Here is a 13,095-nt window from a genome sequence, read left to right as displayed (position 1 = left end):
TTATTTTGGATTAACCAGAATAGGCTTTTTTATCTGAAGTAATTTAGTTTAAAATTAAATAGTTTAATGTTAAACTATTTACAGACAAACAAGAAGGAGATGTTGTTGCAATGGGTAAACTACAAAACAAAGTAGTCATCATTACTGGTGGTGCAGGTGGTATTGGTAGTGGAATGGCAAAATCTATGGTAAAGGAAGGGGCGATTGTCACAATTGTGGATTTAAATGCAGAAGCAGGCGAGGCAATGGCAAAAGAATTACAAGAAATGTCTCCACAGTCTATGTTTTTACAGGCGAATCTAATGGAACGCGATGAATTACCAAAAATTATTGATACAGTCGTAGAAAAATACGGTAAACTAGATGTGCTAGTTAATAACGCTCATGCTGCTAAACAAGTTACAATAGAAGAAACTACACAAGCAGATCTTGACTTGTCATTTGGGACAGGTTTTTATCCAACCTTCTATTTAATGCAAGCAGCACTACCACATTTAAAAGAAACAAAGGGTAATATTATTAACTTTGCATCTGGAGCAGGCATTCAAGGTCATGAAACACAGGCAGCTTATGCCGCTGCTAAGGAAGCCATTCGCGGCATTTCACGTGTTGCCGCAAATGAATGGGGACGTTTTGGTATTAATGTCAATATCATTAGTCCGCTTGCTGACTCACCAGGTGTACAGGCATGGGCAAAAGCACAGCCAGAATATTATGAAGCGGTTAGAAGTAAAATCCCACTAGGTCGTTTTGGTGATACTGAGCAAGATATCGGCCGTGTAGCTGTTTTCTTAGCTTCTGACGATTCCCAATACATCACGGGTCAAACGATTATGGTGGATGGGGGTTCACTAATGCTTCATTAATGCTCGGCGTTTGAGGAGGATTTTTTTGAAACAGACAAATATTTTTAAACTGATTCATATGATTGAGCAGGTGAATAATGCCAATATTATACGTTTTACAAAAGCGTTTCCATATCCTTTAGGAATTTCACCTATTTTAGTTTTAAACGAGCTACATGGCAAAGGCCCGCAAAAACAAGCAGAATTAGCCGAAACGATCGGCTATACAAAAGGTGCTATGACGAGCATTGCTGAAAAGTTGGTCAAGCTTGGATTAGCAGAAAGACTGTATGATCCATCCGACCGTCGCACGATTCGCTTACAAATTACAGTTGAGGGTCAAAGTGCTTTAGCAAAGGCTCAATCCATCGGGAAAGAGGTCTTTGTACAGCTTTTTGACGTATTAGATGATGAGGAAATTGCCCAATACTTACGGATTCAAGAAAAATTAGTACAGGGTATCCAGCAGAAAAATGAGTAGCTAATAGTAATGTAAAAAATCAACGCTCCTTTTAAGAGGTGGGTTGATTTTTTATTGGATAGAATACGCAAACTGGCGGATAAAACTCAATATGTGACGGATAGAATGAGGATTCTGGTGGATAGCCTTCTATTTTTGCTGGATAGCCATGCTCTATGCAATTTGGATGACCCTATTAACTGCTTGAATACAATAATTCATTTAAAATCTAATTGTAAAATAGTTGAATTTATTGAAAATTGTCCGGCTTCATTTTATAATCAAAATACGGTTCTATTATAGAGACATTTGAGGTGTAAAATGACATTAAAAACATTAGATAACTCCTTGGAGGTTCTGAAATATTTTAATAAGGAAAATCCTACATGGGGTGTACGTGAGCTAGCGAAAGAGATGGATATTAGTCACTCGATTATTTATCGAATTTTAGCGACCTTCGAAAAACAAGGCTTTCTTATTCAAAATCCTGAGACAAAAAAATATGAATTGGGGCTACGCTTTCTAGAATATGGTCAGATGGTTAAAGATAAATTAAATCTTTCTGACTTTGTTTTACCAATTATGATAAACCTTGCAGATACCATCAAAGAATCCGTGTTTTTAACATGGCTAGATGGAACGGATGGTGTCACAGTGGAAATAGCTGAGAGCTCTCAAACCATTAAGTTTTCGGTGTCGATTGGCACGCGGACACCGCTACATATTGGGGCATCTTGTAAAGTCATCATGGCTTATCTACCTGAAGAGAGAAAAAAGGAGATCATGGAGCATGGGATGAAAAGATTAACTCCTGAAACGATTACTGACCCTGATGAAATGCTAGCTGATTTAGAAAAAATACAACAGCAAGGCTGGTGCTTTTCGACGGGAGAATATTCTCACTCGGTATTTGGGCTAGGTGTACCTCTTTTTAATAGTAAAAAAGAAGTGATTGCCTCTTTAACAATTGCTGGCCCTATTTATCGTAAGCCAACAGAGGAGAAGTTACCTGAAATGGTGAATGTTCTTCAATACGGAGCGATGAATATTCAACGTTATTTCGATCAATACAGCTTTAAATTATATCATGAATAAGCATGAAAAAGAGGCTCAAGATAGACATTAACTATCTTGAGCCTTTGCTTGGATTTTTTTCATAATGGATACGGCCTTGTCGATTTCTTCAAACGTATTAAAATAGTGTGGCGAAAAACGGGCCATTTTAGTAATTTGATTGCGTTCCATAATGGTATTCGCCATAAATGTGCCCGCTTCAATGATGACCCCACGTTCTGCTAAAGCATTGGTTAGATCATCTGGTGACAGCCCTTCAATATTAAACGGTGTAATCGATAATCGATAAGCATTATTTTGCGGGCCATATAAGACAATGCCTGGAATCGTTGCAAGCTGTTCAATTAAATAGTTTGTTAGCTGTTGTACGCGTTCATATATGTGATGGATACCAATATTGTTCGCATAATCAATAGCTGCCCCTAATCCGAAAATACTGGGAATGATCGGACAACCTGGCTCAAAACGTTTAGCTGTTTCTAAAAAAGAATAGGCATTGTTCTGATAATCCCACTGGGTGCTGCCCCAGCCAATCATAATGGGTGTCAATGTTGGAATGAGCGCTTCTCGTACGTATAAAATACCTGATCCTTCAGGGCCGCGTAGCCATTTCCGCCCACATGCAACTAGAAAGTCACAGCCAAGTTCGGCAACATTCATCGGTGTTAAACCAAGTGTTTGATTGGCATTAATCAAGGTTAGTACATGGTGTTGCTGGGCTAGCTGACATATTTCTTTGGCGGGCTGGAGTGCGCCAGCAGCATTGGACATATGGGCAAAGGCAATCAATCTCGTTTGAGGGGTGATGAGTAGCTCAAGCGCTTGTAAATCTACCATATATTCATCATTCGTTTTTAACACTTTCAGCTGAACCCCTTGTTGCTGAAGGGCAAGCCAAGGCACATAGTTACTCAACATTTCTGTGTCGAGCACTATGACCTCATCTCCCTGTTTCCATTGCATGCCCCCAGCGACATAATTAATAGCCACTGAACCGTTTGGCACAAAGGCAATTTCCTCTTTTATTGCGCCGATAAACAATGCGGCTTTTTCTCGAATACGCTCTACTTGAGCATACGTTTCTTGACGAAAAGAGGGCAAGTAGGGACCAATACTTGCTTGTTTTTGGAGATAGCTCGTCATTTCATCCACTACTGGCTGTGGCATGGCAGATGCAGCAGCTGTGTTTAGATAAATATAGTGTTCAAGGAGCGGCATATCCTGTTGTACTTTCCTCATGTCTATCATTGTACACACCAACCTTATAAAATGATTAATTCTTTCGAATAGGTCATTAAATTTTCGTAACCATCTTCTGTGACAATTAAATTATCCTCGATACGAACACCAGCAACATCCTGCACATAGATACCTGGCTCCACAGTAAAGGCCATGCCTGGCTTTAACATTAGTTGATTACGTTGCATCATATAAGGCTCTTCATGTGCGCTTAAACCAATGCCATGGCCAAGTCGATGTGTGAAATAATCGCCATAGCCAGCATCGCGAATAATGCCTCTTGCCAGATCATCGATGGCATGAGCTGTCATACCTGGTTTTATGGCTGCTATGGCCGTTTCATTTGCTTGCTTCACAATGCTGTAAATCGTTTTTAACGTTGGAGAAACTTCTCCTAAAGCAACCGTTCTGGTCATATCCGCCACATAGCCCTTATAAATAGCACCAAAATCTATGACGATTAATTCGCCTGTCTCTATTTTTTTCGTGCTTGCTCTACCATGAGGAAGCGCACCTCGATAACCCGAAGCAACAATAGTCCCAAAAGGTGTTCCTTCTGATCCGCGTCGTCTCATTTCATATTCTAATTGGGCTGCGACTTCCATTTCTGAAATACCTGCTTGAATAATTGGTAATGTGGCTGCTAGACTTTCTTCGACAATCTGTACAGCCTGACGCATAAGGGCTATTTCATGTTCATCTTTTTCCATACGTATATCACGAATGGATGCTCCGATATCACATAAATTGTCATATGTAAGGTTTTCGATAGCCTTCTGTTCCTTCACGCGCATGGCGTCATATTCAATACCAAGTGTCTGCGCTATTCCTAATTCTTTTTTTAGTTGCTGGATGGCCTGTGTAGGTCCTTCTTCATCTGAATAGGATAAGATTGTCCCACCATTACTCAAGTCTACTTTTGTTAATTCTACTTGTGGAACGAGAAAATATAATTGATTATGAGCGGTGATAGCGGCTACTGTTAAGCGTTCACTTTGCTTTAACTGAAGGCCTGTAAAATAATACATGTTTGACCCTGGCACTAGTACCGCTACATCAATCGACTGTTGCTGCATACGGGAAACGAGCTGCTCTCTTCTTTTTTGAAACATTGAGTGATTCCTCCTAAATAAAATTGTTTCTATTATAGAGACGTTGTATCTTAAAAATAGTATATATCAACAATAATGAATTTTCAATAAATTAAGATAGCACCATTTTGATAGAAGGGAATGAATGTAAAAGGAAGATAATTGACAAATGAGGGAATAGTATGCTGTAAAATTAGTAAATACTAGTGTACGTCTTTTTTTCGTTCATTATGCATATAAGTAGACTAGATAAACTTTTTTCCAACTTAATACGTCAAAAAGAGGGGCAAAATTGTTAAGCAAGAAAGGACTTATGTATGGAAAAAAATATGAAACGCTCAAAAGAGAAAAAGAGCAAGAAAAAATTATGGCTGTGGATTGTTGGTAGCCTATTAGCAATTTTTTTGATTTTTATAGGTACTGCCTACTTTACCATCCAAAAAACTATGAATAAAATAAATACACCACTTATTCAAACAACAGATGCAGCACAACCAGAAGAAAAAACAGTGATTAAAAAAGATCCATTTTCGGTTCTGATGCTTGGGGTCGATGAACGAAAAGATGATAGTGGTCGTTCCGATACCATGATTGTAATCACTGTGAATCCTGAAAAACAGACAATGAAAATGCTTAGTATACCCCGTGATACACGAACAGAAATTGTTGGTCATGACACAGTAGATAAGATTAATCATGCCTATGCCTTTGGGGGCGTCCCAATGGCTGTGGATACGGTCGAAAATTTTTTAAATATACCCATTGATTATTATGTGTTTATTAATATGGAGGGCTTTTTACAAATTATTGACACGCTGGGTGGCGTAACAATCGATAATGATATGGATTTAACCTATGACGAATACCATTATCCAAAGGGAGAAATCACATTAGATGGTAATGAGGCCCTTATTTTTTCTCGTATTCGTTATGAAGATCCACGAGGTGATTTTGGACGCCAAATTCGACAACGCCAAATCATTGAAGCGGTGATGAAAAAAGCCTCCACACCATCAACATTATTAAAGGCAACCGATATGCTGAATGTACTAGGCGACAATGTTCGCATGAATTTCTCTGTGAAGGACCTTATTCAGCTACAAAGTATTTATAAAAAAATGGATAAGGATATTGAGCAGTTATCGTTTGAAGAGGGAGATGGAGAAAGGATTAACCGCATTTGGTACTACATTCCGAATGAGGCAGAGCTTCAAAAAATACAAACAGATTTAAAAAACCATTTACAAAGCAAGTAAGCAAGTTGCTTACAATATGTCGCATACGAGTTGTAAACTTTTTGGCCACGAAGGGAGGGAGATGAATGAATGGGAGGACCCAGGTGCTGAGGTATACAGCGCTGAATCATTGCATGCAAAGCTATGTACCTAAACGTAAAGTGCGAAAAAATCCAGTCCAATCAGCGGTAAGAGGCCTACAAGTATTGTGTTTAAAATTGTTTATGTAAGGGATAAAAAATCATTCAGGTAGGGTGCATGCCTAGTTGAATGATTTTTTTGCTGTTATCCATCATTTTTCGATATTTCTTGAAATATCTGAAAATTAAGTGTATACTGACATTAGAAATGGTTAAAGGAGTGATTGTGATGATTATAGGCACAATTTTATTAGCATTTGCATTACCAGTTGGTATCGTATTAGCAGTAGATTTATTAAACGAGCAGCATCACTCTGCTACACAAACTAACCATTCATAACGGTGAAACATCAAAATAGCAATTTCTAGACAATGTTACTTTGTAGCCTTGTCTATTTTTCTATGAATAGGAAACAATTTGTGTGATTCATTCGTCAATAATAGTGAGAAAATGTTATACTATTAAAAAACAGTATCGGGGAATGAGCATGCAAGAGGAAAAAACATCCAATCTAAAAAAAGAAATAGTATCCTACATCAAAATTATTGTCATTACAGCTGTTGTTGTTTTTGGCTGTAAGCAATTTTTATTTGCGCCGATTAAAGTGCAGGGAGCATCGATGTACCCGACTTACCATGATAAGGATATTATTATTGTAAGTAAAACAAGTAAAATCGAACGTTTCGATCAAATTGTTTTCCAATCACCTGTTGAGGATGAGTTATATATTAAGCGTGTCATTGGTCTTCCAGGGGATAAAGTGGAAATGAAAGACGATGTATTGTATGTCAATGGCAAAGCATACAAAGAAGATTATGTTAACCGTCAAACGGATGATCCTAATCAATTACGCATTACGGAAAACTTTACATTGGAACAATTAGTAAATGAAAAAGAAGTGCCAAAGGGCATGTATTTTGTGCTCGGTGACAATCGTCTAAAAAGTAGTGATAGTCGCCATTATGGTTTAATTTCAGAGGATGCAGTTTACGGTGAATCAAAATTAATACTCTATCCATTTAGTCATTTTCATATTGGCTCAAAATGATGAAAAAAGAGGTCACTCCATTGAGTAGCCTCTTTTTTATTGTTGGGGTAAATCGGTACAGCTTTTATAAGTGGGATAATAGACACAAATCCTTGAATTTTCAACGGTTTCCTTGATGGGCGATGGCTTACTTTTCATGGGAGATTGCATTGCTGTTTCTTCATTTGTGAACGCTTCTTCTACTAATTCTACGCCATAAAATAGTATTAAAAAATAGCAGACAAATCCTACTATACGCAAACAATCACCTCGTAAAATAGTTATTGTATGTTATTATATATGGTCAAATTCGTCGAAATATAAGCAGAAAATCGAAATTTTCTCTCGATGAAAAGATTGTTAGATGTAAAAAACTCTATAAAAAAAGCTATTGTCAATGAAATTTTGATGTGCTACTATAGCTAAAGTAAATATTTGATCTGTATAACCTCAATAATATGGATTGAGGGTCTCTACCAGGAACCATAAAATCCTGACTACAAAACTTTGCTTTATTTTTGTAGTCAGGATTTTTTATTTTGTTTTAAAACAATCTCCTACAAAAATGAGCGTGTAACGAAGGGGAGATTACGATGAATTGGAGAGTTTATATTCTTGCTGTGACTACCTTTGCAGTAGGGTTAGTTGAATTAATTGTTGGTGGAATCCTGCCAAATATTGCAGAGGATTTAGATGTGTCTTTAGCGACAGCGGGACAATTAATTACTATTTTTGCACTTGTTTATGCGATTTCTGCGCCTGTCCTACTATCCTTGACAGCCAAGGTGGAACGCAAGCGCTTATTCCTTATTTCTTTATTTATTTTTACGTTAGGAAATCTCATGACCTTCTTTAGTACAACGTTTATCATTGTGCTAATCGCACGTATTTTCACAGCTATGAGTACAGCGTTAGTGATTGTTTTATCATTAACGATTACAACTAAAATCGTAGAGCCTCGCCATCGTGCTAAAGCACTGGGGCTTGTTTTTATGGGGGTAAGTTCTGCGCTGGTGATCGGTGTGCCAATGGGTATTTTTATTACAGAAGCGTTTGGCTGGCGAGCTGTATTTTTAGGTATTAGTATCCTATCAACGATTTCAATGATATTAATTGCCTTATTACTTGAAAAAATGCCAATTGGAGAAGTAGTGCCACTCAAGGCGCAAATCAAATCTCTGGCGAATTTAAAAATCCTGACAGCGCAGTTAACTACCTTGTTTATGCTAGCTGGTCATTACATGCTCTATGCTTATTTAACACCATTTTTAGTAGAGGCATTTGATATGAGTGCTTCATGGATTAGTATTTGTTACTTAATCTTTGGTATTGCCTCTGTTAGCGGGAATGCTGTAGGTGGCTGGATCAGTGATAAAATTGGCACAAGTAAAGCCATTATTTTAATTGTCTCAGCCTTTGCCATTGTCTTATTCAGTATTCCTTATACAATTATTGCCTTACCACTGTTTTTAGTATTTACAGTTTTATGGGGTGCGTTGAGCTGGGCACTGACACCGCCATTACAAAATTACTTAATTCAGGCGGATCCTCAATCATCCGATATTCAGCAAAGCTTAAATACAGCTGCCCTGCAAATTGGTATTTCTATCGGATCAGCAGTTGGTGGCGCAATGTTTGCCTGGACGGGATCTGTTATGCACTTAGCTAGCTTCGGTACGATTCTAGTTCTCGGTGCTTTAGGCTGTGCCATCTTCTCTATTAAAAGAGCACCACTTGGACAGGAGCAGCACGTAGATTATCAATCAGCACAACATAACTCATAATAGAACAACAGCCATGAAAGGTATTGGGAAAGCCATCCCAATACCTTTTTAATTGGTCTGCATGAATCTATTTTCATACGCTTTCCAAAATTAAATTCTCTATGGTTTCTTAGCATACTCTAATTACCTATGGAATAGATTGTTGTAGTTAATGAATTTACAGATTTGAGGAGTTTGAGATTTTAAGAGCGAATATTATTTTCAAGAAAAATAGTAGGAGACCTTCATCTCTTGTAAATGGAAGGAGAACCCAATGACTGAATTTCATCAACAATCATCTGCTGAAGTCATGAAGATATTGAACGTCACCACACAAGGTTTGACTGATGATGACGTCCAAAAAAGGCAACAGGTCTATGGCTATAATGTATTAGAGGAAGGGAAAAAAACAAGTACGTTGGCTGTTTTCATGGGCCAATTTAAAGATTTATTGGTCATCATTTTACTCGTTGCTGCCATTGTTTCCTTTCTACTAGGAGAAGTAGAAAGCACCATTGTGATCATGATTGTGGTTATTTTAAATGCCATTTTAGGTACAGTGCAGCATGTCAAGGCAGAACAGTCACTAGATAATCTGAAAGCCTTGACCTCTCCCATTGCCAAGGTCATGCGCAATAATCAACTAGTAGAAATTCCTTCTGAAGAAATTGTAGTAGGAGACCTTCTGATGTTGGAGGCAGGGGACTATATCAATGCAGATGGCAGACTACTAGAAAGCCATAATTTACACATCAACGAAAGCTCTCTTACAGGCGAATCGATAGCTGTGGCCAAAAGTACAGACCCTATTCGAAAAAACAATATCACCATTGCAGATAAGAAAAATATGGTGTACTCAGGAAGCTTTGTGACCAATGGACGTGGGATCGTGATGGTTACGGCAATCGGGATGCAGACGGAAATCGGAAAAATTGCGAATTTACTCGATACAGCCAAGGAAAAGAAAACACCGTTACAGATTAGCCTCGATCAATTCGGTGAAAAATTAGCATTAGGGATTACCTTGATTTGTTTAGCGATTTTTACGATTGACCTTATCCGAGGACGAGCCTTAGTGGAATCCTTTATGTTTGCCGTATCTCTTGCTGTTGCGGCTATTCCAGAGGCTTTGAGCTCCATTGTGACCATCGTATTAGCTTTTGGCACCCAAAAGATGGCGAAGGAAAATGCGATCATTCGCAAGCTGTATGCTGTTGAAAGCTTAGGGAGTGTATCGGTCATTTGTTCCGATAAAACAGGTACTTTAACAGAAAATAAAATGGTGGTACAGGAAGTTTTTGTAGACCAGAAGAAGATTCCCCATGACTGGCTTAATCCAACGAACCCAGTGGAAAAAGAGCTAATGGTAAAAGCCCTTTTATGTAGTGATGCTGTAGAGCGTGAGCAGAAAGAAATCGGCGATCCTACAGAAATTGCGCTTGTGAAATTGGGGAAACAGTATGGTTTAGATGAATTGAATATCCGCGAGCAATATCCACGCCTGGCTGAAATTCCATTTGATTCGACGAGGAAGCTCATGAGCACTGTCAATCAGATGGACAAGCAACCCGTCATGATTACCAAAGGGGCTTTAGATGTACTTTTGCCAAAAGTGACACGAATCAAAACATCAACAGGCATTTTTGAGATGACCCCGCAGCATCGTCAGAAAATCGAGGCGATGAATCGTGATTTTTCTATGAATGGCTTAAGGGTGTTAGCCATTGCTTATAAGGAGGTATTGCCGCTACAAAAAGTCGATACAAGAGCGGAACGAGATTTAATCTTTGTGGGCTTAGTGGCAATGATGGACCCGCCAAGAAAAGAATCAAAAGAGGCTGTGGAAAGCTGTATAAAAGCAGGTATTAAGCCCGTCATGATTACAGGAGACCATAAAATTACAGCAACGGCTATTGCCGAACAAATTGGTATTTTACAAAATCCAGCAGAAGCGATAGAAGGACATGCACTCGAGGGTCTAACCGATCAAGAGTTACAAGATAAAGTACATGATTATTCTGTGTATGCTCGTGTTACACCAGCCCAAAAAATCCGTATTGTTAAAGCATGGCAGGATAAAGGGCATGTTGTAGCCATGACAGGGGATGGTGTCAATGACGGCCCTGCTCTGAAACAAGCAGATATTGGGGTAGCTATGGGCGTGACGGGAACAGAGGTTGCAAAAGATGCCTCGTCCATGATTTTAACTGATGATAATTTTTCAACGATTGTTAAAGCAATCGCCAATGGCCGTAGCATCTATACAAATATTAAAAATGCCATTCTGTTCTTATTATCTGGAAATGCAGGCGCTATTTTTGTCGTGTTGTATGCAACGGTTCTGGGCTTACCTGTTCCTTTTGCACCTGTCCATCTATTATTCATCAACTTATTAACAGATAGTCTGCCAGCTATCGCCATCGGTTTAGAGCCAAATAATAAGAAAACAATGAAGGACAAGCCTAGAAACATTCATACCCCTTTATTAAATAAAGCCTTTACCACACAAGTCGTGCTTGAAGGGATATTAATCGCCATTTCCACCATTATTGCGTTTCAAATCGGTTTATCGACAGGCGATACGTTAACAGCGAGCACGATGGCCTTTACAACACTATGCTTATCGAGGTTAGTGCATGGCTTTAACTCTCGATCCAAACAATCCATTTTTGCTATTGGTGTATTTTCGAATAAATATACGTGGTTTGCCTTTATCATTGGTGTGCTAAGTTTACACATTGTTTTATTTATGCCAATGCTTACAACGGTCTTTGAGGTAGCTCCATTAACACTAGCACAGCTAGGCTTTATTTATAGCCTATCGGTGTTACCATTCCTAGTCAATCAATGGTATAAGCTACTGTTTGTGAGAAATCGATAATAGATAAAAAAGAAGCTTCCGTTAGGTAATAAACGGAGGCTTCTTTTTAGCGTGGAGAGGCTAATAACCAGCCTTTACTCTTACTTAGGTCAATCAATTTCGCTCCAAGTAGGGCATAACGCATATGGAGTTCACCATACTTGGTTAGATGTGTTTTCTTTACTGCCAGTTCTAAAGCTTGGCTTACGGCAATCAAAGAGGAGGCAATATTCATCGATAAAATAGCACTAATTTCGCTATCATTAATGAAAGATTTTCCACGGATATCCGTTATTTTCATTTTGCTGTACTCTATCGAGGCTGTTGGTGCTAGCACACCGTTTTCCTTTAATAGCAGTGTTAGCTGTTTATTTTCTTCTTTTAAACATTGAATAAATTCCAATGTTAGGATTTTTAAGTTTTTATCACGCGTATGCTTAAAAAAAGCATGGCTTGAAGCAATATAGCCTTGATTGACACCGAGCTGTGACCAAAGCTTAAAAATCTCCTTAAATCGTAATGATGCTAGATTTTCATTTATCATTGTCATCCTGACACTTCCTAACTCTTAGTTTGATTTAAGATTAGGATGGAGCAGTAAATGACATTCTATTCATCTTTTACAATAAAAAATGAATAGTAGGTCGCTAATAGTAGGTGCCATAAGGATACGTATGAGGGTAACGATATGGATAAGGGTATGGACATGGTTTCATATATTGCTGTGGCATGGTTGGTTTATAAGGGGCTTGATCGGTTGCTGATTTGACACGATTGCAGCCTTTTGCTGGTCCAATATAAGTTGTAGGAACAATCGGTGCAATAGTTTTCTTCCATTGCTCTTCATCTAAACAATACGTATGGGCCATAATATTGGCTGGTGTGAATTTTAAGATATCAGAGCCTAAAATGACCTCTGGCGTTGGCGCATCAAAAATAGCGAGTAGATGTGTGTTATCTTCTGTTGCTACCTCATAATGCCACCAGCCCTGTGGTATATTGGCAACTTGCCCAGGCTTGATGGGATAGTTTTGAATTTTCTTGGTAAAGGGATTCAATAGAGAAACCGTTGCTGCTCCTGCAATACAATAGACAAGCTCGGCTGCATTTTGATGGTAATGTGGCTCGATGACATTGTCTTTACTTAAAAAAATATCAAGCAAAGATGTATTTTCTAATGTATTTAATTGTTCCACACCGAGAATATTAATGTAATTTCGGGAGTCTTTTTTAAAAAGCTTACTTTTATTGACATCAAACGTGAACGCTGCAGAAGGGGAGCTATAATCGATATTTGAGCTGATACTTACATCCTTTCTCATGTAAATTGAGCTATTCATCATCATAGATTATGTTTTAA

At 38.4% G+C, this 13,095-nt stretch carries 12 protein-coding genes and 1 riboswitch; of the genes, 8 read left to right on the top strand and 4 right to left on the bottom strand.

Annotated features, from left to right (window positions below):
* Window positions 1-110: 110 nt before the first annotated feature.
* The 3 genes from JTI58_RS23110 to JTI58_RS23100 all read left to right on the top strand — a co-directional run bounded on the left by JTI58_RS23110 (window position 111) and on the right by JTI58_RS23100 (window position 2,400).
* Window positions 111-866 carry an SDR family NAD(P)-dependent oxidoreductase gene (locus tag JTI58_RS23110; protein WP_205443998.1) on the top strand — a complete coding sequence of 252 codons (756 nt, stop codon included), beginning with the start codon at window positions 111-113 and terminating at the stop codon, window positions 864-866.
* Window positions 867-891: 25 nt separating this feature from the next.
* A complete protein-coding gene (locus tag JTI58_RS23105) occupies window positions 892-1,326 on the top strand; it encodes a MarR family winged helix-turn-helix transcriptional regulator (protein WP_243456226.1) in 435 nt (144 codons plus the stop codon).
* A 300-nt stretch (window positions 1,327-1,626) separates the two neighbouring features.
* Complete coding sequence (locus JTI58_RS23100; protein ID WP_004230566.1) at window positions 1,627-2,400, top strand: IclR family transcriptional regulator; 774 nt, start codon at window positions 1,627-1,629, stop codon at window positions 2,398-2,400.
* Between the two features lie 27 nt (window positions 2,401-2,427).
* Here JTI58_RS23100 and JTI58_RS23095 read toward each other — a convergent pair whose 3' ends face one another.
* Both JTI58_RS23095 and JTI58_RS23090 read right to left on the bottom strand, forming a co-directional pair.
* A complete protein-coding gene (locus JTI58_RS23095; RefSeq protein WP_205443997.1) occupies window positions 2,428-3,627 on the bottom strand; it encodes an aminotransferase class V-fold PLP-dependent enzyme in 1,200 nt (399 codons plus the stop codon).
* Window positions 3,628-3,641: 14 nt separating this feature from the next.
* Window positions 3,642-4,730, bottom strand: coding sequence for a M24 family metallopeptidase (locus tag JTI58_RS23090; protein WP_205443996.1), 1,089 nt, complete (start codon window positions 4,728-4,730; stop codon window positions 3,642-3,644).
* A 296-nt stretch (window positions 4,731-5,026) separates the two neighbouring features.
* Between JTI58_RS23090 and JTI58_RS23085 the strand changes: the two genes are divergently transcribed.
* The 5 genes from JTI58_RS23085 (at window position 5,027) to JTI58_RS23065 (ending at window position 11,756) form a co-directional block, all read left to right on the top strand.
* Window positions 5,027-5,965 (top strand): LCP family glycopolymer transferase, encoded by a 939-nt coding sequence (locus JTI58_RS23085; protein ID WP_205443995.1) that lies wholly within the window; start codon window positions 5,027-5,029, stop codon window positions 5,963-5,965.
* 348 nt (window positions 5,966-6,313) lie between these two features.
* A complete protein-coding gene (locus JTI58_RS23080; RefSeq protein ID WP_016995537.1) occupies window positions 6,314-6,424 on the top strand; it encodes a hypothetical protein in 111 nt (36 codons plus the stop codon).
* A gap of 148 nt (window positions 6,425-6,572) precedes the next feature.
* Window positions 6,573-7,133 (top strand): signal peptidase I, encoded by a 561-nt coding sequence (gene lepB, locus JTI58_RS23075; protein ID WP_205443994.1) that lies wholly within the window; start codon window positions 6,573-6,575, stop codon window positions 7,131-7,133.
* 399 nt (window positions 7,134-7,532) lie between these two features.
* A riboswitch (purine riboswitch) is annotated at window positions 7,533-7,632 on the top strand.
* A gap of 73 nt (window positions 7,633-7,705) precedes the next feature.
* The gene (locus JTI58_RS23070; RefSeq protein WP_205443993.1) at window positions 7,706-8,896 is read left to right on the top strand and encodes an MFS transporter; all 1,191 of its coding nucleotides are present in this window, start codon (window positions 7,706-7,708) and stop codon (window positions 8,894-8,896) included.
* A 253-nt stretch (window positions 8,897-9,149) separates the two neighbouring features.
* A complete protein-coding gene (locus JTI58_RS23065) occupies window positions 9,150-11,756 on the top strand; it encodes a cation-translocating P-type ATPase (protein ID WP_205443992.1) in 2,607 nt (868 codons plus the stop codon).
* A gap of 46 nt (window positions 11,757-11,802) precedes the next feature.
* On the opposite strand, the gene JTI58_RS23060 is transcribed toward JTI58_RS23065, so the two are convergent.
* Together JTI58_RS23060 and JTI58_RS23055 are read right to left on the bottom strand one after the other, a co-directional pair.
* Window positions 11,803-12,285 carry a DUF3231 family protein gene (locus JTI58_RS23060; RefSeq protein ID WP_243456224.1) on the bottom strand — a complete coding sequence of 161 codons (483 nt, stop codon included), beginning with the start codon at window positions 12,283-12,285 and terminating at the stop codon, window positions 11,803-11,805.
* 97 nt (window positions 12,286-12,382) lie between these two features.
* A complete protein-coding gene (locus JTI58_RS23055; protein WP_205447547.1) occupies window positions 12,383-13,039 on the bottom strand; it encodes a cupin domain-containing protein in 657 nt (218 codons plus the stop codon).
* Window positions 13,040-13,095 lie beyond the last annotated feature (56 nt).

It is taken from the genome of Lysinibacillus fusiformis (assembly GCF_016925635.1).
GTDB lineage: Bacteria > Bacillota > Bacilli > Bacillales_A > Planococcaceae > Lysinibacillus > Lysinibacillus fusiformis_F.
The sequence above is the reverse complement of the archived record's forward strand: the minus strand, read 5'-3'. Positions and strand labels throughout refer to the sequence as shown.

Coding starts and splice junctions, on each gene's coding strand:
- JTI58_RS23110 (WP_205443998.1), top strand. CDS start 111: ATGGGTAAACTACAAAACAAAGTAGTCATCATTACTGGTGGTGCAGGT.
- JTI58_RS23100 (WP_004230566.1), top strand. CDS start 1,627: ATGACATTAAAAACATTAGATAACTCCTTGGAGGTTCTGAAATATTTT.
- JTI58_RS23095 (WP_205443997.1), bottom strand. CDS start 3,627: ATGATAGACATGAGGAAAGTACAACAGGATATGCCGCTCCTTGAACAC.
- JTI58_RS23090 (WP_205443996.1), bottom strand. CDS start 4,730: ATGTTTCAAAAAAGAAGAGAGCAGCTCGTTTCCCGTATGCAGCAACAG.
- JTI58_RS23085 (WP_205443995.1), top strand. CDS start 5,027: ATGGAAAAAAATATGAAACGCTCAAAAGAGAAAAAGAGCAAGAAAAAA.
- JTI58_RS23080 (WP_016995537.1), top strand. CDS start 6,314: ATGATTATAGGCACAATTTTATTAGCATTTGCATTACCAGTTGGTATC.
- lepB (WP_205443994.1), top strand. CDS start 6,573: ATGCAAGAGGAAAAAACATCCAATCTAAAAAAAGAAATAGTATCCTAC.
- JTI58_RS23070 (WP_205443993.1), top strand. CDS start 7,706: ATGAATTGGAGAGTTTATATTCTTGCTGTGACTACCTTTGCAGTAGGG.
- JTI58_RS23065 (WP_205443992.1), top strand. CDS start 9,150: ATGACTGAATTTCATCAACAATCATCTGCTGAAGTCATGAAGATATTG.
- JTI58_RS23060 (WP_243456224.1), bottom strand. CDS start 12,285: ATGACAATGATAAATGAAAATCTAGCATCATTACGATTTAAGGAGATT.